General features: G+C 40.2%; 17 protein-coding genes. 12 read left to right on the forward strand and 5 right to left on the reverse strand.

The window, feature by feature from the left end:
* The first annotated feature begins 122 nt into the window (after nt 1-122).
* Nucleotides 123-1,616 carry a polysaccharide biosynthesis C-terminal domain-containing protein gene (locus tag K0S23_RS08095; protein ID WP_300355987.1) on the forward strand — a complete coding sequence of 498 codons (1,494 nt, stop codon included), beginning with the start codon at nt 123-125 and terminating at the stop codon, nt 1,614-1,616.
* Here the strand turns inward: K0S23_RS08095 and alaS are convergent, their stop codons facing one another.
* Both alaS and K0S23_RS08105 read right to left on the reverse strand, forming a co-directional pair.
* Nucleotides 1,617-4,232: an alanine--tRNA ligase gene (gene alaS / locus K0S23_RS08100; protein ID WP_300355988.1), complete on the reverse strand. Its 2,616-nt coding sequence runs from the start codon at nt 4,230-4,232 to the stop codon at nt 1,617-1,619. It abuts the gene before it with no gap.
* Between the two features lie 98 nt (nt 4,233-4,330).
* The gene (locus K0S23_RS08105) at nt 4,331-6,016 is read right to left on the reverse strand and encodes an AarF/UbiB family protein (protein WP_300355990.1); all 1,686 of its coding nucleotides are present in this window, start codon (nt 6,014-6,016) and stop codon (nt 4,331-4,333) included.
* A 147-nt stretch (nt 6,017-6,163) separates the two neighbouring features.
* On the opposite strand from K0S23_RS08105, the gene K0S23_RS08110 reads away from it, so the two are divergent.
* The 3 genes from K0S23_RS08110 to dnaK all read left to right on the forward strand — a co-directional run bounded on the left by K0S23_RS08110 (nt 6,164) and on the right by dnaK (nt 11,420).
* Nucleotides 6,164-7,699 carry an amino acid permease gene (locus tag K0S23_RS08110; RefSeq protein ID WP_300355992.1) on the forward strand — a complete coding sequence of 512 codons (1,536 nt, stop codon included), beginning with the start codon at nt 6,164-6,166 and terminating at the stop codon, nt 7,697-7,699.
* Between the two features lie 58 nt (nt 7,700-7,757).
* On the forward strand, nt 7,758-9,230 hold the full coding sequence (locus K0S23_RS08115; RefSeq protein ID WP_300355994.1) for an amino acid permease: 1,473 nt from the start codon (nt 7,758-7,760) through the stop codon (nt 9,228-9,230).
* A 288-nt stretch (nt 9,231-9,518) separates the two neighbouring features.
* Nucleotides 9,519-11,420: a molecular chaperone DnaK gene (gene dnaK, locus K0S23_RS08120; RefSeq protein WP_300355996.1), complete on the forward strand. Its 1,902-nt coding sequence runs from the start codon at nt 9,519-9,521 to the stop codon at nt 11,418-11,420.
* Between the two features lie 119 nt (nt 11,421-11,539).
* Here the strand turns inward: dnaK and K0S23_RS08125 are convergent, their stop codons facing one another.
* Together K0S23_RS08125 and menA are read right to left on the reverse strand one after the other, a co-directional pair.
* Nucleotides 11,540-12,580, reverse strand: a complete 1,041-nt coding sequence (locus K0S23_RS08125; RefSeq protein ID WP_300355998.1) for an o-succinylbenzoate synthase — start codon at nt 12,578-12,580, stop codon at nt 11,540-11,542.
* Entirely contained in the window at nt 12,568-13,482 is a 915-nt protein-coding gene (menA, locus tag K0S23_RS08130; RefSeq protein WP_300356000.1) for a 1,4-dihydroxy-2-naphthoate octaprenyltransferase, read from the reverse strand. Before menA ends, K0S23_RS08125 begins: the two co-directional genes overlap by 13 nt.
* 100 nt (nt 13,483-13,582) lie before the next feature.
* On the opposite strand from menA, the gene K0S23_RS08135 reads away from it, so the two are divergent.
* The 7 genes from K0S23_RS08135 (at nt 13,583) to K0S23_RS08165 (ending at nt 18,310) form a co-directional block, all read left to right on the forward strand.
* Entirely contained in the window at nt 13,583-14,275 is a 693-nt protein-coding gene (locus tag K0S23_RS08135; RefSeq protein WP_300356002.1) for a hypothetical protein, read from the forward strand.
* Nucleotides 14,276-14,480: 205 nt separating this feature from the next.
* A complete protein-coding gene (locus tag K0S23_RS08140) occupies nt 14,481-15,431 on the forward strand; it encodes a nitronate monooxygenase (protein WP_300356004.1) in 951 nt (316 codons plus the stop codon).
* On the forward strand, nt 15,424-15,891 hold the full coding sequence (locus tag K0S23_RS08145; protein WP_300356006.1) for a DUF4442 domain-containing protein: 468 nt from the start codon (nt 15,424-15,426) through the stop codon (nt 15,889-15,891). Before K0S23_RS08140 ends, K0S23_RS08145 begins: the two co-directional genes overlap by 8 nt.
* Nucleotides 15,892-15,964: 73 nt before the next feature.
* On the forward strand, nt 15,965-16,279 hold the full coding sequence (locus tag K0S23_RS08150; protein ID WP_300356025.1) for a rhodanese-like domain-containing protein: 315 nt from the start codon (nt 15,965-15,967) through the stop codon (nt 16,277-16,279).
* Nucleotides 16,280-16,288: 9 nt separating this feature from the next.
* Nucleotides 16,289-16,927, forward strand: a complete 639-nt coding sequence (locus tag K0S23_RS08155; protein WP_300356027.1) for a VTT domain-containing protein — start codon at nt 16,289-16,291, stop codon at nt 16,925-16,927.
* Nucleotides 16,920-17,651 (forward strand): shikimate dehydrogenase, encoded by a 732-nt coding sequence (locus K0S23_RS08160; RefSeq protein ID WP_300356029.1) that lies wholly within the window; start codon nt 16,920-16,922, stop codon nt 17,649-17,651. Before K0S23_RS08155 ends, K0S23_RS08160 begins: the two co-directional genes overlap by 8 nt.
* A gap of 29 nt (nt 17,652-17,680) precedes the next feature.
* Nucleotides 17,681-18,310, forward strand: a complete 630-nt coding sequence (locus K0S23_RS08165) for an RNA-binding domain-containing protein (protein WP_300356031.1) — start codon at nt 17,681-17,683, stop codon at nt 18,308-18,310.
* Between the two features lie 197 nt (nt 18,311-18,507).
* Here K0S23_RS08165 and K0S23_RS08170 read toward each other — a convergent pair whose 3' ends face one another.
* Nucleotides 18,508-18,771, reverse strand: a complete 264-nt coding sequence (locus tag K0S23_RS08170) for a hypothetical protein (protein WP_300356033.1) — start codon at nt 18,769-18,771, stop codon at nt 18,508-18,510.
* A 150-nt stretch (nt 18,772-18,921) separates the two neighbouring features.
* Between K0S23_RS08170 and K0S23_RS08175 the strand changes: the two genes are divergently transcribed.
* A complete protein-coding gene (locus tag K0S23_RS08175; protein WP_124745017.1) occupies nt 18,922-19,116 on the forward strand; it encodes a hypothetical protein in 195 nt (64 codons plus the stop codon).
* The last annotated feature ends 39 nt before the right edge of the window (nt 19,117-19,155 follow it).

Consider the following 19,155-nt stretch of genomic DNA (forward strand, 5'->3'; position numbering starts at 1 on the left):
AATCAGTTTTCGCTGCCAACCGAATTTCGAAGGTATTCATTTTTATTAATATCCGCTAATTGATGAGATTTCTTGATCTGGTTTCTAATTTCGTTTAACTTTGCTCTTCGTTTGAAAAATACATGGGGCTAGTCCAAAAAGATGCTTTTAGAACAACAATTATTTCCTATTTTGGGATTCTAATTGGCTACCTGAATAAAGGTGTTTTGTTTTTGGCAATTCTTTCTACCGCTCAAATAGGATTGATCAACCTGATTATTTCGATAGGGACCTTGTTTGCCCAGCTGGCGAATTTTGGTGCTGTATATGCAACCTGGAAATTCTTTCCGTTCATGCGGAATGAAGGAAAAAAACACCACGGATTTCTTGCGTTCCTGTTGCTGATTGTCGGTATGGGAATCTTGACCTATTCTGCTTTGTACATCCTGTTCCGGGAACAGATCCAGGATGGCTACATCGAAAAATCGCCGATGTTCCTGGACTATTATTACTGGGTACTCCCGATCGGGATTTCGTATGTGCTCTTCATGGTTTTGGAAATCTACCTTCGCAGCCTTTACAAGAATATTATCGCAGTATTTGCTTATGAAGTCGTACTTCGCCTGGCTACAACCCTTATTCTGGTTCTAAAGTGGCTGGAACTGATTTCCTTTGAGCTCTTTGTAGGTTTGCACAGCCTTTTGTATATAATCCCGACAATGATCCTGGTTGTTTACCTTAAAAGGATTAATGAGTTCAATGTAAAACTTTCTTCCATTCAAATTCCGAAAAGACTAAAGCGGATTGTCTTTTACTTTTCGTCTTTTTCATATATCAATACACTGGGGGCAGTTTGGGTCAATTCACTGGATGTACTAATGATAGCTCAGCTTGTGGGCTTAGCCGGAACAGGAGTTTTTACCACCGTTATTTTCCTGACTAGTGTACTGCAGGTTCCATATAAATCGATTACGAGAGTAAGTGCCCCCTTAGTTTCTGATTACTGGAAACATAGGCAATTCGATAAGATGAAAGCATTGTATACTCAGGTTAGTTCGGTTTGCCTGGTGATTGGTTTGGCCATGTTCCTACTTTGCTGGGTAAACATCGAATTCCTGTTCTCATTCCTGAAACCTGAATTCAGGGAAGGTATCTGGGTATTCTTCTTCATTATGATGGGAAGACTGGTAGATATGTATTTCGGACTGAACGGAGCAATTTTTTCGACTTCCAAGAAATACCGCTATGACGTCATTTTTACCCTGTTTTTGATAGTCGCGGTTTATCTGTTAAATTCCCTGATGATCCCGATGTGGGGAATTGTAGGTGCGGCCATTTCTACTTCAATTGCGATGCTTGTCTATAATGTTGGAAGATTGTTGTTCGTATGGTATGTATACAAATTACATCCGTTCCACCGAAATCAATTTATTATTATCGGACTTGGTGTTGTGACTTTGTTTGCCGGACAGTTTACAGAAGGGCTAATAAACAACAAGTGGATCCAATTTTTGTTTGAATCCACTTTAGTCGTTGTTTTATTTTTTGGTCCGATTTATTTCTTCTCGCTGGAGAAAGAAACCATCAACTATATCCGAAAAGCACTTTTGTTTATTCGTTCAAAAGTACGCCGCTAATTAAGCAATCGCTTGTTTGACAGCTTCGATAGCCTGGCTTAAGCCCGAAGCATTTTTACCTCCTGCAGTAGCGAAGAATGCTTGTCCGCCTCCGCCACCCTGGATCATTGATGCAACCGATTTCACCAGGTTTCCTGCATTCCATCCCTTTGTTGACACCAGGTTTTCGTCGACCAAAATACTGATAGCGCATTTGTCGTCTTCTTTCGATCCGATCACTGCGAACAAATTGGAAACTTCGCCTTTCAACTGGAATAAAATATCTTTAACGGAACCGGCATCCAGATCAATAATGGATTCCAGGAATGAGAAGTCTCCTTTTGAAACAATTTTTGTCTTAAGATCCGCCTTCACCAATTTTGCCTGTTCTTTTTTGAAATTTTCAACTTGTTTCTGAAGCTGGTTGTTTTTGGAGATCAAGTCTTCAACTGCTTTTGAAACATCTTTCGGATTCTTCAGCAATTCATTTACCGACTTCAATTTTGATTCCTGGTCTGCATAATAACTTTCTACAGCTACATTGGTAATTGCCTCAATCCGGCGAATTCCCGCTGCAACAGCAGATTCGGACTGGATCTTGAATAAACCGATCTGTCCGGTGTTTTTAACATGTGTTCCTCCGCATAGCTCCACTGAGTCACCAAATTTGATAACGCGAACAGTATCTCCGTATTTTTCACCGAACAAAGCCATAGCCCCCATTTCGGTTGCGACTTCGATCGGAACATTGCGTTTCTCGTCCAGGTCAATGCTCGCACGAATGGCTTCACTTACCAACGATTCGATTTTTGCCAGTTCTTCATCTGTAACTTTCGAGAAATGAGAAAAGTCAAAACGCAAATAGTTCGGATTTACCAATGATCCCTTTTGTTCAACATGTGGTCCGAGGACTGTTCTCAATGCGTGATGCAGTAAGTGTGTAGCCGAGTGATTATAAGCTGATAAATGACGTTTTTCCTTATTTACTTCTGCTGTAAATGGTTTGGATGGATCTCCGGGTAATGTTTCGGATAAATGAACGATCAGGTTGTTTTCTTTCTTTGTATCGAAGATCACCACTGATTCGGAATCATTGTAAATTCTTCCTGTATCGCCCACTTGTCCACCACCTTCAGGATAGAAAGGGGTTTTGGAGAAAACCAATTGGTAGAATGTTTTTTGTTTTTGTGAAACCTTGCGGTATTTCACTATTTCAATCGCAGTTTCCAAATAGTCATAACCAACGAATTCTTCTTCGGAATCTGTGAGTAATTGTACCCAGTCATCTGTTTCAATTGCTGTTGCTGCTCTTGATCGGTCTTTCTGTTTACTCAATTCTGCATTGAAACCTGTCTCGTCAACTGAAAGGTCGTTTTCGCGGGCAATCAGACTGGTTAAGTCGAAAGGGAAACCGTAAGTATCATACAATTCAAAAATTGCCGGTCCTACCAATGTTGTTGAGTTAGCGTTTTTTGCGGAAGCAATCAATCCTTCAATACGCTTGATTCCCTGCTCCAAAGTTCTGAAAAATGACAATTCTTCTTCACGAATGACCTTTTCAACCAATTCGCGTTGTTTGATCAGTTCGGAGAAAGGATCTCCCATTGTTTCGGAAAGAATAACCGATAATCCCGAAAGGAATGGTTCTTTCAATCCCAGTGTTTGGTATCCGTAGCGAACTGCACGTCTCAAAATCCGGCGAATCACATATCCTGCTCCGGTATTGGATGGCAATTGTCCGTCTGCAATAGAGAAAGCAATGGCGCGCACGTGGTCTGCGATCACACGTAAAGCAATATCTGTTGTTTCGTTTTCTCCGTATTTCTTTCCGGAAATACGTTCCATGTGCCGGATCAACGTTTGGAAAAGGTCGATATCGTAATTGGAAGTTTTGTCCTGAAGAGTCATGGCTAAACGCTCCAATCCCATTCCTGTATCTACATGAGTTGCAGGAAGAGATTCCAGGCTTCCGTCTGCTTTCCGGTTGAATTGCATGAACACGTTGTTCCAGATCTCGATCACTTGCGGGTGATCCTCATTCACATATTGTTTTCCGTCTCCTTTTGCACGTTCTGCTTCCGGGCGATTATCTACATGGATTTCAGTACAAGGTCCGCATGGTCCCGTATCACCCATCTCCCAGAAATTGTCTTTTTTGGAAGCAAGGATAATGCGGTCTTCTGCTATGAATTTTTTCCAGATGTCGTACGATTCCTGGTCTCTTGGAACACCATCTTTTTCGTCTCCTTCAAAAATAGTAACATACAGGCGGTCTTTCGGAATTTTATAGACTTCTGTCAGTAATTCCCAAGCCCAGGTAATTGCATCTTCCTTGAAATAATCTCCGAAGGACCAGTTTCCGAGCATTTCGAACATGGTATGATGATAGGTGTCAACACCTACTTCTTCCAAGTCGTTGTGCTTTCCGGAAACACGTAAGCATTTTTGAGAATTGGCGACACGACGGTTTTTTGGAACTGCATTTCCAAGGAAAAAATCCTTGAATTGGTTCATTCCGGCGTTCGTAAACATCAAGGTTGGGTCATTTTTCACAACCATTGGTGCTGAAGGAACTATCTGGTGTCCTTTCGACGCAAAAAAATCAAAAAACTGCTTGCGAATTTCGTGTACTGTCATTGCTGTTAACTTGTGAACTAGCGTTCAATAATATTTAATGAGCGCAAATTTAGTCGAATAAGTCAATTTTGCAGATGAAAATCCCCGAAATATTTAGATTACTTGGCCCTATACATTAATCGAAGCACAACAAAAACGCAGATAACTATTGTTGTTACAAAGAATACATCCGGGAAATTTCCGAAAACTTCCTGTAAAATAGGTTTTCCATTTTTGTAGATCACCGTTTTCACATTGAAGATCTTCAAAAGAGTTGCACAAATCAATAAAATTCCAAGCAGCATAATAGACCCGAAACGGTATATGTGTCTTCTGATCTCCGTGTTTCCAATCGTGTTTCCTTCTTCTCCCAGTTTGATGTTGTGGCGAAGCCCCTCGTGTTTGAAGCTGGTCACGATAGCTTTGATGTCTTTTGGAAGTGTCTCTACCAGGTAAAGGTAGTCTTCAGCAGAACTGATGATTTTCGATTTAATATTTTTCCATCCGAAACGTTCCTTGATTTTTTCCACCGCATAGGGTTTCACCATGGCGATCATGTCTAATTTTACGTGAAGTGATTCAGCTACTTTCTGGATGGTCACCAATGTTTTTAGTAGCATATACAGGTTGCTCGGAATTGTGATGCCGTATTTCATCAATAACTTGAACGTATCGGTGAACAAGCCTGAAATATCAACTTCATTGTAAGAATAATAGGTGTATTTCAGCGTCAGTTCCTTAATCTCGAATTCGAGACTTTCCATTTCGCGGAAGTTTTCTACTTCGGTCAGTTTCAAAAGGGCTTTGGCAATTTTATGAGGCGCGTTCTCTGAGAACCCGATCAGGAAATCGATCAAACCATCAATTTGTTTTGGCTTTAAACTCGCACACATCCCGAAATCTATCAGGACCAATTGATTGTTGTGCCGGATAAACATATTGCCGGCATGCGGATCTGCATGGAAAAAACCGTGTCTCAGGATCATGGTTAAAATAACGTTCACACCGTTTTCTGCAATCGTTCTCGGATCAAATCCCTTTGCTACAAGATTAGCAAGGTTGTCAGGCGGTTCCCCTTCGATGTACTCCATGATCAGCAACTTCGAAGTTGAATATTTACTGTAAACTTTAGGAACATAAACACGTCCGTCGTCTTTGAACATGTGTGTAAAACGCATCATGTTGGAAAGCTCATTCATGAAATCCAGTTCTTTCAGGATGGTTTCTCCAAAATCTTCAATAAAACGGATTAAGTTGAAATTACTGATCTCGGGATACTGATCCTGGATTTTTCGGGCAAAAATTTGAAGCAGTTTGATGTCCAGACGGATCTTGTTCCGGATATTCGGACGCTGTACTTTCAATACAACTCTTTGTCCGGTATGCAGAGTAGCCAGGTATACCTGGGCAATGGAAGCCGAAGCAATATGCTCTTCGTTGAATTCGGAAAAAACAGTGTCAATTGGAGCACCGATTTCATTCTCAATGATTTTAATGGCAATGTCATCGGGAATGGGCCGGGCGGAGGATTGTAATTTTTTCAATTCCATTCGCAATCCCTCCGATGCTATGTCGGGCCGGTCTGCAAGGATCTGTCCGAATTTGATAAATGTTGGACCAAGATCTTCAATAATAAGTCGTAAGCGCTCGGATCGGGTCTTCCTGTTTTTACCTCTGGGATCGAAAATTACTCTTAATGGACCCGTAGTTAGCCAGTTGGCGATGTAATGTCCTGCGATGATTCGAATGATCGACAGTAATCTAAAAAAATTCTTAAGACTTGAACTAAAGCGAAAGATCCACATACAGAACGATATTTATATCAAATGTAACTTAAAGTTTAGTATAGTATGAGAAGGTAAGTGAAATTCAGAACAATTATTTAGATTTTAGCATTCATTCACATTTTTTCTATCTTTAGCCACTTGAAAACTGAAAAACTATAATATACAATGGCTAAAAATATATGGCGGGTAAAGCCGATGAGTGCCTTTGAGGCAGACATGAAGAAAAACGACTTAAAACGCGTGTTAACTAAGTGGGGATTAACTTCTTTAGGGATTGGGGCAATTATCGGTGGAGGAATTTTTACCTTAACTGGTATTGCGGCTCATAATCATGCCGGACCAGCTTTAGCGATTGCTTTTGCTATTGCAGGTGTTGGGTGTTTGTTTGCCTCACTGTGTTATGCTGAATTTGCTTCTGTTTTACCGGTGGAAGGAAGCGCTTATGCTTATTCCTATGGAACGATGGGAGAGGTGTTTGCCTGGATTATCGGATGGAATTTGATTTTGGAATACATGATGGGTGCTACAACCGTTGCAGTAGCATGGAGTGGTTATTTTGAAAAGCTCCTCCATCAATGCGGTATACATCCCCCCATGTGGCTCATGAATGATCCTGTTACTGCTGCTCAAAAAGCACATGATGCCGGAATAGCTGCACCTGGTTTTGCATTTAATCTTCCTGCATTCCTGATTACCTGGGTTGTAACATCTATTTTGGTAAAAGGAATTAAAGAAGCTGCAAAAACAAATAACCTGATCGTAATTTTAAAATTAGCTGTTGTATTGTTTGTGATTTTTGTTGGATTCTTCTTTATTGATACGGCTAATTACACACCATTTGTGCCTAAAGCTGAAGTGATCGATGGTGTTTCTCACTACGGTTGGGGATTTGGTGGAGTACTGACAGCTGCAAGTATTGTATTCTTTGCATACATTGGCTTTGACGCAGTTTCAACACAATCCGGTGAAGCGATCAATCCGAAAAAAGATGTTCCTTTTGCAATTATTGCATCCCTGATTATTTGTACGGTATTGTATATCGCCGTTTCACTTGTATTAACAGGAATGGTAGGATTTAAGGATCTGGATATTAAAGCTCCTGTTGCTTCGGCTTTTGAAGGAATCGGAATGCCCTGGGCAACGGTTCTCATAACAATTGCTGCTGTAGCGGGCTTGACTTCTGTAATGCTTGTAATGATGTTAGGTCAGACACGCGTTTTCTTAGGAATGGCTAAAGACGGCTTATTGCCGTTCAAAATCTTTGGAGTGGTACATAAGAAATTTAAAACACCTTATAGAAGTACCTTGATCGTTGGTTTAATTATTTCAATTGTTGCTTCATTAACTCCAATTGATAAGGTTGCTGAAATGTGTAGTATGGGAACCTTATTGGCCTTCTCCATGATTTCGGTTGCCGTTCTGATCTTGAGAATTAAGCAGCCTGATCTGCCACGACCTTTTAGAACACCATTCTTACCGGTTGTTTCGATTTTAGGAACACTATTTAATGTTGGTTTGATGTTTTTCGTGAAACCGGAAACGTGGGTGGCATTTTTAATCTGGACAGCTTTAGGCTTTTTAGTGTATTTCGCTTACAGTAGAAGACACAGTAAAGTCAACCAGTTTAATTTCGAACAATCATTGGGTGGACATGACGCCATTGTGAATGTTTCGGAAAACCTAACTGACGACGATAAATAGAAGAAAATTATTTAGATAATTGTCCTGCTTCGCCTGAAGCAGGACTTTTTTTTGACTTATGGAAGAAAACAACACTAAAAAATCGCTCGGACTACTCGATGCTACTTTCCTGGTTGCGGGAAGTATGATCGGTTCGGGAATATTCATCGTCTCGTCGGAAATGTCACGTGATTTGGGAAGCTCCGGATGGTTGCTTTTCACCTGGCTGATCACCGGTGTGATTACCCTTTTCGGAGCCTTGAGTTATGGTGAACTGGCTGCGATGTTCCCAAAAGCAGGCGGACAATTTGTTTATATCCGGGAAGCTTGGGGTAAGTTGCCTTCATTTCTTTACGGTTGGACCACTTTTGCTGTCATACAGACTGGAGTAATTGCTGCTGTAGGTGTAGCATTCGGGAAATTTGCAGGAGTTTTCTTTCCCGTTTTAGTGGATAAAACGCTGTTTGAATATGGTGCTGTGAAGATTAACGGCGCAAATTTCGTTGGAGTCGGTACAATTCTGCTATTGACAATTATAAACGTTCGCGGAATCAATTACGGAAAGATCATCCAGGCCATATTCACAAGTTCTAAGTTGATTGCTCTGGCTGTTTTAATTGTTGCTGGAATCATTGTCGGATTCTATTCCGGTTTTTTTGATGAGAATTTCCACAATATGTGGGAAGCAAGCTCCACAAAAAAGCAGGCAGACGGAAGCTGGCTGACGACGGATCTGGCCGGGGTCGGATTAATGATCGTTCTTTCTACAACCATTATCAATTCTTTGTTTTCTTCTGATGCCTGGAATAACGTGACCTTCATTGCGGGAGATATCCGTAATCCTGAAAAGAATTTGCCACGCGCCTTATTCCTGGGAACATTCATCGTAACCATTTTATATATTTTGGCGAATGTGGCTTACCTGGGATTACTTCCGCTTCACGGAACTCCTTTTGAAGGTGATTTTGTCTATACAAAAGAAGCGGTTCAGTCCACCGGGATTCAGTTTGCAAGTTCGGATCGGGTAGGGACTTCGGCTGCTTATATGCTGTTTGGAAATGTTGCAAATCTGCTGATGGCAATCCTGATTATGATTTCCACTTTCGGATGTAATAATGGATTGATCATGGCAGGTTCCCGTTTGTTTTATGCCATGTCAAAAGATGGTTTGTTCTTTAGCAAGGCGAGCAAATTGAATCGCTTTGGTGTTCCGGCCTGGGCCATGTGGATCCAAAGCTTGTGGGCTATTGCCTTGTGTTTCTCCGGTTCTTATGGTATCCTGATCAAATTCGCAACTTTCGGATCGATGGTTTTCTATATTGTCACGATCCTGGGACTGTTCAAATTGAGAAGAACCATGCCGGATGCTCACAGACCTTACAAGGCCTTTGGTTACCCTGTCATTCCGTTTCTCTATTTGGTCTTTGCAGCAGTGATCTGTGTTTCTCTGACATTGTTTACTTTCTGGGACACCTTCGGAAGTATTTTGCTTATCCTGGCCGGTATTCCGATTTATTACCTGGTGTTTAAGAAGAAAGAGGCAATAGAATAATTCCCGGCTGAAAACAATTCTTTTGTTTATTGGTCGCCGGAACATGCAGCTACCACGGTTCGCCATTTTAACGAATTAGCGAATAGACTAAATTGTGACTGCTATAAGATAACCTTTACGAATTATGACAAAATGACATAATGAGTAACACGGATTTGCCAGGTTCGTCAGTCATTTTTCGTCCGGAAGTTTAAAAACTGCCATTTTTGACAGGAAAAGGACCAAAGTATGTACTGGCATAACCTTTGACTTATGGAAGGAAATTCGAAAAACGAAAAAATAAATAAAATGGGAAAAATAATTGGAATCGATTTAGGAACAACAAACTCATGTGTTTCCGTAATGGAAGGAAATGAGCCAGTTGTAATCGCAAATTCTGAAGGTAAACGTACAACACCCTCTGTTGTGGCATTCGTAGAAGGTGGAGAACTTAAAGTTGGGGACCCTGCGAAACGTCAGGCGATTACCAACCCAACAAAAACAATTTCCTCTATTAAGCGTTTCATGGGATCGTCTTTTGATGAAACGAAGAAAGAGACTGGACGTGTACCTTACAAAGTAGTAAAAGGTGATAACAATAGTCCACGTGTGGATATTGATGGTCGCTTGTATACTCCGCAAGAAATCTCTGCAATGATTCTTCAAAAAATGAAGAAAACTGCTGAAGATTATTTGGGTCATGAAGTTTCTGAAGCAGTTGTAACTGTTCCGGCTTACTTTAATGATGCACAGCGTCAGGCAACAAAAGAAGCAGGTGAGATCGCTGGTTTGACTATCAAACGTATTATCAACGAGCCTACAGCTGCAGCTTTAGCTTATGGATTGGATAAAAAAGGAATTGACCAGAAAATTGTAGTATTTGACTTTGGTGGTGGTACTCACGACGTTTCTGTCCTTGAATTAGGAGACGGAGTGTTTGAAGTATTGGCTACTGATGGTGATACTCACTTAGGTGGTGATGACGTGGATGAGGCAATCATTGCTTGGTTGGCAGATGAATTTAAATCGGAAGAAGGTTTGGATTTACGTCAGGACCCAATGGCTTTGCAACGTTTGAAAGAAGCTGCTGAAAAAGCGAAGATCGAATTGTCTTCTACAACTTCAACAGAGATCAACTTGCCATACATCATGCCGGTGAACGGTATTCCGAAACACTTGGTTAGAACATTACAGCGTTCGAAATTCGAACAATTGATCGCTTCGATCGTTGAAAGAACAATTGCTCCTTGTCGTTCTGCTCTTCAAAATGCAGGTTTATCTACAAGCGATATTGATGAGGTAATCCTGGTAGGTGGATCAACTCGTATTCCTGTAATCCAGGATGCAGTTCAGCGTTTCTTCGGAAAAGCTCCTTCTAAAGGAGTAAACCCGGATGAAGTAGTAGCAGTTGGTGCGGCAATTCAAGGTGGTGTATTGACAGGTGAGGTGAAAGATGTCTTGTTATTAGATGTTATTCCATTGTCTTTAGGTATTGAAACAATGGGTGGTGTATTTACGAAGTTAATTGAGGCAAATACAACCATTCCAACTAAGAAATCTGAGACTTTCTCAACAGCTGCAGACAACCAACCGGCAGTAGATATTCACGTATTGCAAGGTGAGCGTCCAATGGCAGGCGACAACAAAACATTGGGTCGTTTCTCATTGACTGACATTCCACCGGCTCGTCGTGGTGAACCACAAATTGAAGTAACATTCGATGTGGATGCAAACGGAATCATGCATATTTCTGCAAAAGACAAAGGAACAGGAAAAGAGCAGTCAATTAAAATTGAAGGATCTTCAGGTTTGTCTGATGAAGAAATCAAACGTATGAAAGCGGAAGCTGAAGCGAATGCTGATGCAGACAAAAAGAGAATGCAGGAAGCTGAAACTTTGAACAAAGCAGATTCATTGATCTTCCAAACGGAACGTCAATTGAAAGAATACGGAGATAAAATTCCAGCTGATAAAAAACAACCGATCGAAGATGCATTAACAGCATTGAAAGCGGAGTTTGAAGCGAAGAACATGGATAATCTTGAACCGGCAATGGAGCGCTTGAATACAGCATTCCAGGCAGCTTCTCAGGAAATGTATAACGCAGCAAATGCTGGTGGTGCAGATCAGGGAGCACAAGGTGGAAACACTGGAAATTCAGGAGATGAAGTAACTGATGTTGACTTCGAAGAAGTGAACGATAAGAAGTAACGAAATAAGTTATACGAAGAAGGGTTTCTGCTTGGCAGAAACCCTTTTTTATTGTTCAAACTTTAAATTATTGGGATGATGAAATAATCCTTAGAAAGACGTAATATTGCGGAATTACATCAACGTTTCGAATAATACTTCAAAAAACCCTTTTCAATCCTCAAAGGAGTTTCAAAGTTTGTTTCATACAATCCGCCCGTTCCCAATCCTTGCGGTAAAACAGGATTAAAATCAGCCGTAAATTGTGCGATGGCATTCAAACCGATATTACTTTCCAAAGCGGAAGTGATCCACCACGGAATTTGACGGGCTTCGGCTAATTCAATCCATTCGCTTGTTCCGCTAAATCCACCATGCAGACTGGGTTTTAGAATAATGTATTGTGGTTTGATCGTTTCAAGAAGATCGATTTTTCGTTCTCTTTCGTTAATTCCGATCAATTCTTCATCCAGTGCAATTGGTAAAGGAGTTTTTTGACAAAGATCCTTCATGTCATTCCAGGAACCGGCTTTGATTGGCTGTTCTATGCTGTGCAAATCCAGTTTGGATAATTCCTTTAATTTCCATCCTGCATCGTCCATCTTAAACGCGCCGTTCGCATCTACGCGAAGAATAATTTGAGAAGCATCGTATCGTGACCGGATTCCTTCCAATAATTTTAGTTCCTGCTTGAAATCAATGGCTCCGACTTTTAATTTGATACATGTAAATCCGGCGGCGAGCTTTTCTTCGATCTGACTTTGCATATAGCTTTCATCTCCCATCCAGATCAGTCCGTTAATTGGAATACTGAACCCTGTAGGGGCTTTTGCAGATTCGAAGTAGATTCGTTTACCTCCGTTTTTCAGATCAAAATAAGCGCTTTCCAGGCCAAATAGGATGGACGGATGACTGTTCAAAAGCCCTCTGTTTTCAATGAAGTGAAGCGGGTTTTGGCATACTTCCTCCAGTTTTTGCTCGTACGTTTTGTCGGAAATGTAATCAGGTGACAACCCCGGAATGATGGAACACTCTCCCAAACCTGTGATTCCTTTGGAATTGGTCAGTTCTAGCTTCCAGCCTTTCTTTTGGGTTAGAATCCCTCGACTTGTTCCGCTTGGACGTTTAAAGTCAAGCGTGAATGCTTCAAACGAAGCCCGGAGTTGGTTCAGAGGATCCATTGGTTGATAGAAACACTAATAACGTAAAGTACGCTTATGAAAAAGGTTCCGAGTGCTACTGTCTTGAGTTGGGAATCCAGCTCCTTGGGAACAGTGTTTTTTGAAACAAAAACCAGGTGTTTAATAAATAGAATTCCCGGAAGAAGCGAGATAAATCCAAGCCAGTTTTTAGTTAGGATCAAAAAAATAACCCAGCTGATAAAAGCACCGATAATCAGAAAGAAATGATACTTTTTGGCATTGGATGCTCCCAGTTTGACTACCAGTGTACGCTTGCCCACTTTTTCATCGTTCTCGCGATCCCGCATATTATTCAGGTTCAAAACGGAGGTGCTCAGGAAACCGATGGTAACGGCGGGGAAGATCAATATCCAGGACAAACGGTCTGAAAATAAAGGGTAAACTCCCATTACACTGACTAACCCGAAGAAAACAAAAACAAACAGATCGCCTAATCCATTATAACCATATGCCTTTTTTCCAATGGTATAAGTAATTGCTGCAAATACGGAAGCGAGCGCCAGGCCTATATAGATGCTTATACTCGCAGGAGAAAGGTTTTTGGTGCCGAAATAAATCAATAGCCCCGCACTGATAAAAGAAAGCAGGGAAGTGAGAATAACTGCATTTTTCATAGCACTTTTTGAAATCGACCCGGATTGCACAGCACGCATTGGACCAACCCGTTCCGAATTATCGGCACCTTTTAATGAATCCCCAAGGTCATTCGCCAGGTTGGATAAAATTTGAAATAAAAGGGTTGTTGTTAAAGCTAAAGAGAATATAACCGGATTCCAGTAACCCTGAAAAACGGCTACAAACGAACCAACTAATATGCCGGAAATGGATAACGGAAGTGTTCTTAATCGAAATGCACTGATCCAGTCTGATGAATTTGCCATGTTCAAATTTCGTTATTTTATCCCTTCATTGGTCTATTTGGCACTTTAAACTTCAGGATTTAATAAAAAAATGGTTTCTTTGTTTCATTAAACTTAATATATGAAAAAAATACTTGGAATATTCATCATTTCAGTTGTTTCATTTAGTACCTATTCACAAGAAGATGCTGAAATGGATTCGGGAGATAAAAATTTCGTTATCAAATTCTGTCCGACACAAATAGTTGCCGGTGAATTAAATTTCAGCTACGAACAACGAATTGCACGGATTTTTAGTTTGGAATTGGAAGTTGGACCTACAATTTCTCAATTTGGATTGAATTTCGGTAACCAGCGATTATGGAGAGGGAATGACGGACTGGAGATTTGGCAGTTTGATCCGATCGACGCGGAAGCAAAATCAGCAGTTGGATTTCATGTGTCCCTTGCTCCGAGATTCTATCCTGCTTCGGACGACAATCAGTTAAAGGGACTTTATCTGTCTCCTGTTTTTAAATACAGAAAGTACAACTATATCAATGAAGATCAAACTGGAAATATTGATGATGCAAAGTCAAATATCGACCAGATGATCTTTAGATTTAACCTGGGATTCCAGTTTTGGCCTGGAGACAATAATTTTAGTCTTGACATGTATTTTGGTGTCGGATTGGGAACGTATAATATCCATGGACAATATATGGATGCTTATGTTGATGGTCAGGGGAATACTCAGGTCGGCTGGACTTCATACAACGATACCGGAATTCGCTTCAATGCCGCTACAGGTATTAAGTTTGGATTTGGAATGTAATAAAAAGCCTTTATAAAAGAATAGCCTTTCTGAGAAATCGGAGAGGCTTTTTTGATTGTCAATTATCAGAACATAGCTTCGTAATACGTGATAAAATTTGGGTATTCATAATTCATAATTCATAATTCATAATTCATAATTCATAATTGACAATTAATATATGCGTGCATAATTATTTGTATATTTGAATGTAATCAATTTGAAGATGGAAAAATTAGCTCTCTGCAACTTATTGAATATCCGGCATCCGATCATTATGGCTCCTATGTTTTTAGTGTCGAATGAAGAAATGATCATTGCCGGTACTGAAAATGGAATTGCTGCTGCTATTCCTGCACTGAATTATCGTTCTCCCGAACTGTTGAGAGAAGGTATAAAACGCATGAAAGCAAAGGCAAAAGGTCCGATCGGAATCAATTTGATTGTAAATGCATCCAATATTTATGTGGAGGAGCAATTGAAAGTTTGTATCGAAGAAGGAGTGGATTTCTTTATTACTTCTCTGGGTTCTCCCAAAAAGGTGATCGAAGCGGCGCACGGAAAGAATATGAAAGTTTTTTGCGATGTGACGGATGTGGAGTATGCAAAGAAAGTAGAATCATTGGGTGCCGACGCTGTAATTGCTGTGAACAATAGAGCCGGAGGACATGCCGGAAGGATTGATGCGGCAACTCTGATTAAGAGCATAAAAAAGGTCATTTCGATCCCAGTTATTTCGGCTGGTGGAGTCGGAACAAAAAAGGAAATGGATGAATTGATCCAGGCAGGTGCGGATGGATTTTCTATTGGTTCCGTTTTCATCGCATCAGATGAAGCGGGAGTTTCACAGGAATACAAGCAAGCCTGTGTGGATTACGGCGAAAAAGATATTGTAATGACTTCCAGGTTATCGGGAACGCCCTGTACGGTTATCAATACGCCTTATGTAAAGGAAATCGGTACGGAGCAATCCTGGCTGGAGCGCTTTTTGAATAAGAATAAGCGTTTGAAGAAGTGGGTAAAGGCAATGACTTTTTACAGGGGGATGAAATCTTTGGAAAAAGCGGCTTTTAGTGCAACTTACAAAACGGTGTGGTGTGCAGGACCGAGTATTGAGCATGTGAAATCCATTCGGCCGGTTAAAGAAATTATCGAAAGTCTTACAAATCATGAATAATCCGAACCTGAAAAAATATGCCTGGATGCTCCGCCTGATGGGAATTTTCAAAATTCCTTTGATCGGATATGTTCGCCCCCGTTTAGTCGAGATCAATGACACCGATGTAATTGTCCGGATCAAATTAAGGCGAAGAACCAAAAACCATTTGAAGAGCATGTATTTCGGAGCTCTGGCCGTTGGTGCCGATGTTACTGCTGGCTTGCACGCGTTTTATTTTTGTGATGAACTGAATGTTCGTCCTTCTTTTGCTTTTAAGGGTATGAAGGCCGAATTTGTGAAACGGGCAGAAACGGATGTAATGTTTAGCTGTAACGAAGGAGCTGTTATCCGGGAACAGGTTTTGAAAGCAATTCAGACAAATGAACGCCAGAATCATTGGGTTAAGGTTACTGCCAAAGATCTGAACGGAGAAGTGGTTGCTCTTTTCGAAATGGAAATCTCAGTCAAGATCAAATAAAATTTAATTCGTAATTCGGCATTCATAATTCGGCATTTATAAATAAGTCTATCTTTGCCGAAAATAAAATCGAATGAATCGTATTACCTCTGAAGCCTGTAAGCAGCTGATTCAAAATAATGGGGCAGAATTGATCGATATCCGTGAACCGTGGGAAGTTGAAATTTGTTCCATTGGCGGAACAGCAATTCCCATGCATAGAATTCCTGAAGTGGCTGACTCAATGGATAAGTCAAAACAATACATCATTTTATGTAAAACAGGAAGAAGAGCGGAATCTGTAGCTAATCTATTGGAATGCGCTCATGGATTTCAGCATGTAGCCATCCTGGAAGGAGGTATAACGAATTGGTTCGAAACGTTTGAACCAACTTACGAAATGTATTAAGCAATTACTATGATTGAATTATTTAAGCACCTGATTCATTTGGATTTCGATTGGATCGTAACAACATATAAAGACGCTATTTATATTGTGTTGTTTATCGTGATTTTTATTGAAACCGGATTGGTAATTATGCCTTTTCTGCCCGGAGATTCATTGCTTTTTATGGCTGGAATGTTTGCTGCAAAAGGAAATTTGAGTTTGGCGCTTATTTTATCATTACTGTTTTTTGCCGCAGTCCTTGGAGATAATGTCAATTACTGGATCGGAAGAAAATTAGGTCTTGGTGTTTTCGAATGGAAAATCCGGGGCAGACAGTTGGTAAAACCATCTTACCTGGAAAAAACAGAGCAGTTTTTTGAAAAGCGTGGTGTTGCTGCAATTATTATGGCCCGTTTTGTTCCGATTGTAAGAACATTTACACCCTTTGCAGCCGGAGTAGGGAAAATGAAATACAGAACTTTTTTATTGTATGATATAATCGGTGGATTCCTTTGGATCTTCTCAATGACCCTGGCGGGATATTTTTTAGGTGAAATCAAATGGATCCGCGAGAACAATGAGAAAGTGGTATTGATCATTATTCTAATTTCTGTATTACCGATGTTGATTAGTTTCATTCGTTCCAAAATGGCGAAGAAAAATGCCTGAATTCGGATTAGTAGGTAAAACTTTAGGACATTCCTTTTCGAAACAATACTTCGAGGAAAAATTCAGGAAAGAGGGCTTGGATCATACCTTTAAGAACTTTGAATTGTCCCGGATAGAAGAGATACAGGATGTTTTTAGTATTCCAGACCTAAAAGGGCTTTCTGTTACAATTCCCTATAAAGAATCAATTATTCCCTTCCTGGATTCCTTAAGTGAAGAAGCTCAGGCAATCGGGGCGGTTAATTGTATTCGTTTATCGGAAGACGGACAAAAAACCGGCTACAATACAGATGCATTTGGTTTTCATCAAATGATCAAACCCTTCTTAACCAACGAACACGAACGGGCAATAATCCTGGGTACCGGCGGTGCTTCAAAAGCTATAGCTTACGTTTTAAAGAATATTGGTTTGGATGTTCTTTGGATTTCCCGCAATCCGGCGAAAGAAAAGGAATTTCCATACGAAGCTCTCAACGAACACATGCTGCGAGCCTGCAAGGTTATTGTGAATTGCACACCGGTAGGAACCTTTCCGGATATAGACAAGTCAGTGCCTTTTCCTTTTGAACACCTCACAGATAAGCATTTGTGTATTGATCTGATCTATAATCCGGAAGAAACCAAATTCCTCCATGAGTCAAAGTTACAGGGTGCTGCAACCTTGAACGGACTTTCCATGTTGAAAGAGCAGGCAAATAAGGCTTGGGAAATTTGGAATGCTTAGATAATTCTAATTCTTAGTAAATTTGTTCCATGCAGTCGGTAAAACAATTGATCAGGGAAGGAGAGCATCAGCAGCAGGATTTCAAATTTCGTATTGATGACTCCAAAAAGATTGCAAGAACACTGGTTGCCTTTGCAAATACGGATGGCGGAAGACTCCTGATCGGTGTAAAGGACAATGGGAAAATTGCAGGCGTTGATCCTACGGAAGAAATTCATATGATTGAAGCAGCAGTGGATATGTATTCGAAACCCAAGCTGGAATTTCAATCGCGTGTCTGGCAGGAAGACATGAAATTGGTTCTTGAAATTTCTATTGAAAAATCTCCGAATAAGCCCGTTTTAGCTTTGGATGAGGAGGGGAAATGGAAGGCTTATGTGAGAAGGAAGGATCACACTTTACTTGCCAATAAAATATTGCTTAACGTTTGGAAACACGAACGGTTTGATCAAAAGAAACCCGAGAAAATAGGAGAAGATGAAACCAGGTTATTAGCCATTATCGCAACTAATCCCGGAATTACTCTAAGTAAAATTTATCGCGTGTCAAATCTGCAGAAATCACATATTGATCGTTTGCTCGTTCTGTTTATTTGCTGGAATCTGGTTTCTATGATGATGAATGAAAACGGGACTTTCTACCAGATCAAAGAAAACTGAGAAGCTCTATTTTAGTGATAATCAGTCTATTTTTTAGGAATTCCAAAATAAAGTCATATATTCGCGCCAAATTTGAGGATGAATAAAGCTTTTTACATTTCAAGTTTGGTTCTTAGCGTACTATTCGGGTTTATAATCATTTATTACATTGAATTGGTTAGCTACTCGAGGTATTCCTCTTTTTTGGATAGCTATAACTACTTGGATTCCGGTGCGGAAAAGACCGAAGAAGCTGCATTGATTAGTCTGTTATTCTTTTCTTTTTTTATTACGACATTTTTACTCGGATTAATTAAAATTAAACGGGTTACAAATAAGGTTTTGTCAATTATTGGCTTATCCGTATCGGCATTGTTTTTGCTGTGGGATCTGGTCATGTGGAGCTCTCCGTCGAGCTTAAGTTTTGACGAAGTAGGTATAGGTTTCTTCTTTTTTACGCCCATGGTTGTAGCTTTTTCCATTGTTGGGATAATTCAGTCGAACAGGTTTAAAAGACAAGGGGTTCTATACAAACAACAAGTGGAATCTGATTTATTGGATTCCTAAAAAAATATAATTTTAATCGAAGCGTTTAATGTATTACTATATTAGGCGTAGAAAAACACAAACAAATGGGTAGACCTCCAACAAAACCAGCAAGATTGCGAGATGGTTTTTACATTGAAGTAAGAAATTCAGGATCACAGGGTATACGAATCAGAAGAGATACTAGAGAGCAAATGCTTCTTGCAGCTGAAGATTATTCACGTACAAAAGACGTTGTGATTCTTGGCGAAATGAAAGATGATAAGTGGATTGATCAATAAAAATCATTCATCGCATAAATTGTGAGAAAGAGGTTTTTC

The sequence above is a fragment of the Fluviicola sp. genome (assembly GCF_029266855.1).
Taxonomy (GTDB): Bacteria; Bacteroidota; Bacteroidia; order Flavobacteriales_D; family Crocinitomicaceae; genus Fluviicola.

Excerpts from the sequence above, each read along its gene's own strand:
- K0S23_RS08095 (WP_300355987.1), top strand. The coding sequence starts at position 123 with ATGGGGCTAGTCCAAAAAGATGCTTTTAGAACAACAATTATTTCCTAT.
- alaS (WP_300355988.1), bottom strand. The coding sequence starts at position 4,232 with ATGACAGTACACGAAATTCGCAAGCAGTTTTTTGATTTTTTTGCGTCG.
- K0S23_RS08105 (WP_300355990.1), bottom strand. The coding sequence starts at position 6,016 with ATGTGGATCTTTCGCTTTAGTTCAAGTCTTAAGAATTTTTTTAGATTA.
- K0S23_RS08110 (WP_300355992.1), top strand. The coding sequence starts at position 6,164 with ATGGCTAAAAATATATGGCGGGTAAAGCCGATGAGTGCCTTTGAGGCA.
- K0S23_RS08115 (WP_300355994.1), top strand. The coding sequence starts at position 7,758 with ATGGAAGAAAACAACACTAAAAAATCGCTCGGACTACTCGATGCTACT.
- dnaK (WP_300355996.1), top strand. The coding sequence starts at position 9,519 with ATGGGAAAAATAATTGGAATCGATTTAGGAACAACAAACTCATGTGTT.
- K0S23_RS08125 (WP_300355998.1), bottom strand. The coding sequence starts at position 12,580 with ATGGATCCTCTGAACCAACTCCGGGCTTCGTTTGAAGCATTCACGCTT.
- menA (WP_300356000.1), bottom strand. The coding sequence starts at position 13,482 with ATGGCAAATTCATCAGACTGGATCAGTGCATTTCGATTAAGAACACTT.
- K0S23_RS08135 (WP_300356002.1), top strand. The coding sequence starts at position 13,583 with ATGAAAAAAATACTTGGAATATTCATCATTTCAGTTGTTTCATTTAGT.
- K0S23_RS08140 (WP_300356004.1), top strand. The coding sequence starts at position 14,481 with ATGGAAAAATTAGCTCTCTGCAACTTATTGAATATCCGGCATCCGATC.
- K0S23_RS08145 (WP_300356006.1), top strand. The coding sequence starts at position 15,424 with ATGAATAATCCGAACCTGAAAAAATATGCCTGGATGCTCCGCCTGATG.
- K0S23_RS08150 (WP_300356025.1), top strand. The coding sequence starts at position 15,965 with ATGAATCGTATTACCTCTGAAGCCTGTAAGCAGCTGATTCAAAATAAT.
- K0S23_RS08155 (WP_300356027.1), top strand. The coding sequence starts at position 16,289 with ATGATTGAATTATTTAAGCACCTGATTCATTTGGATTTCGATTGGATC.
- K0S23_RS08160 (WP_300356029.1), top strand. The coding sequence starts at position 16,920 with ATGCCTGAATTCGGATTAGTAGGTAAAACTTTAGGACATTCCTTTTCG.
- K0S23_RS08165 (WP_300356031.1), top strand. The coding sequence starts at position 17,681 with ATGCAGTCGGTAAAACAATTGATCAGGGAAGGAGAGCATCAGCAGCAG.
- K0S23_RS08170 (WP_300356033.1), bottom strand. The coding sequence starts at position 18,771 with ATGGAAAAAGCTACAACCATGGGCGTAAAAAAGAAGAAACCTATACCT.
- K0S23_RS08175 (WP_124745017.1), top strand. The coding sequence starts at position 18,922 with ATGGGTAGACCTCCAACAAAACCAGCAAGATTGCGAGATGGTTTTTAC.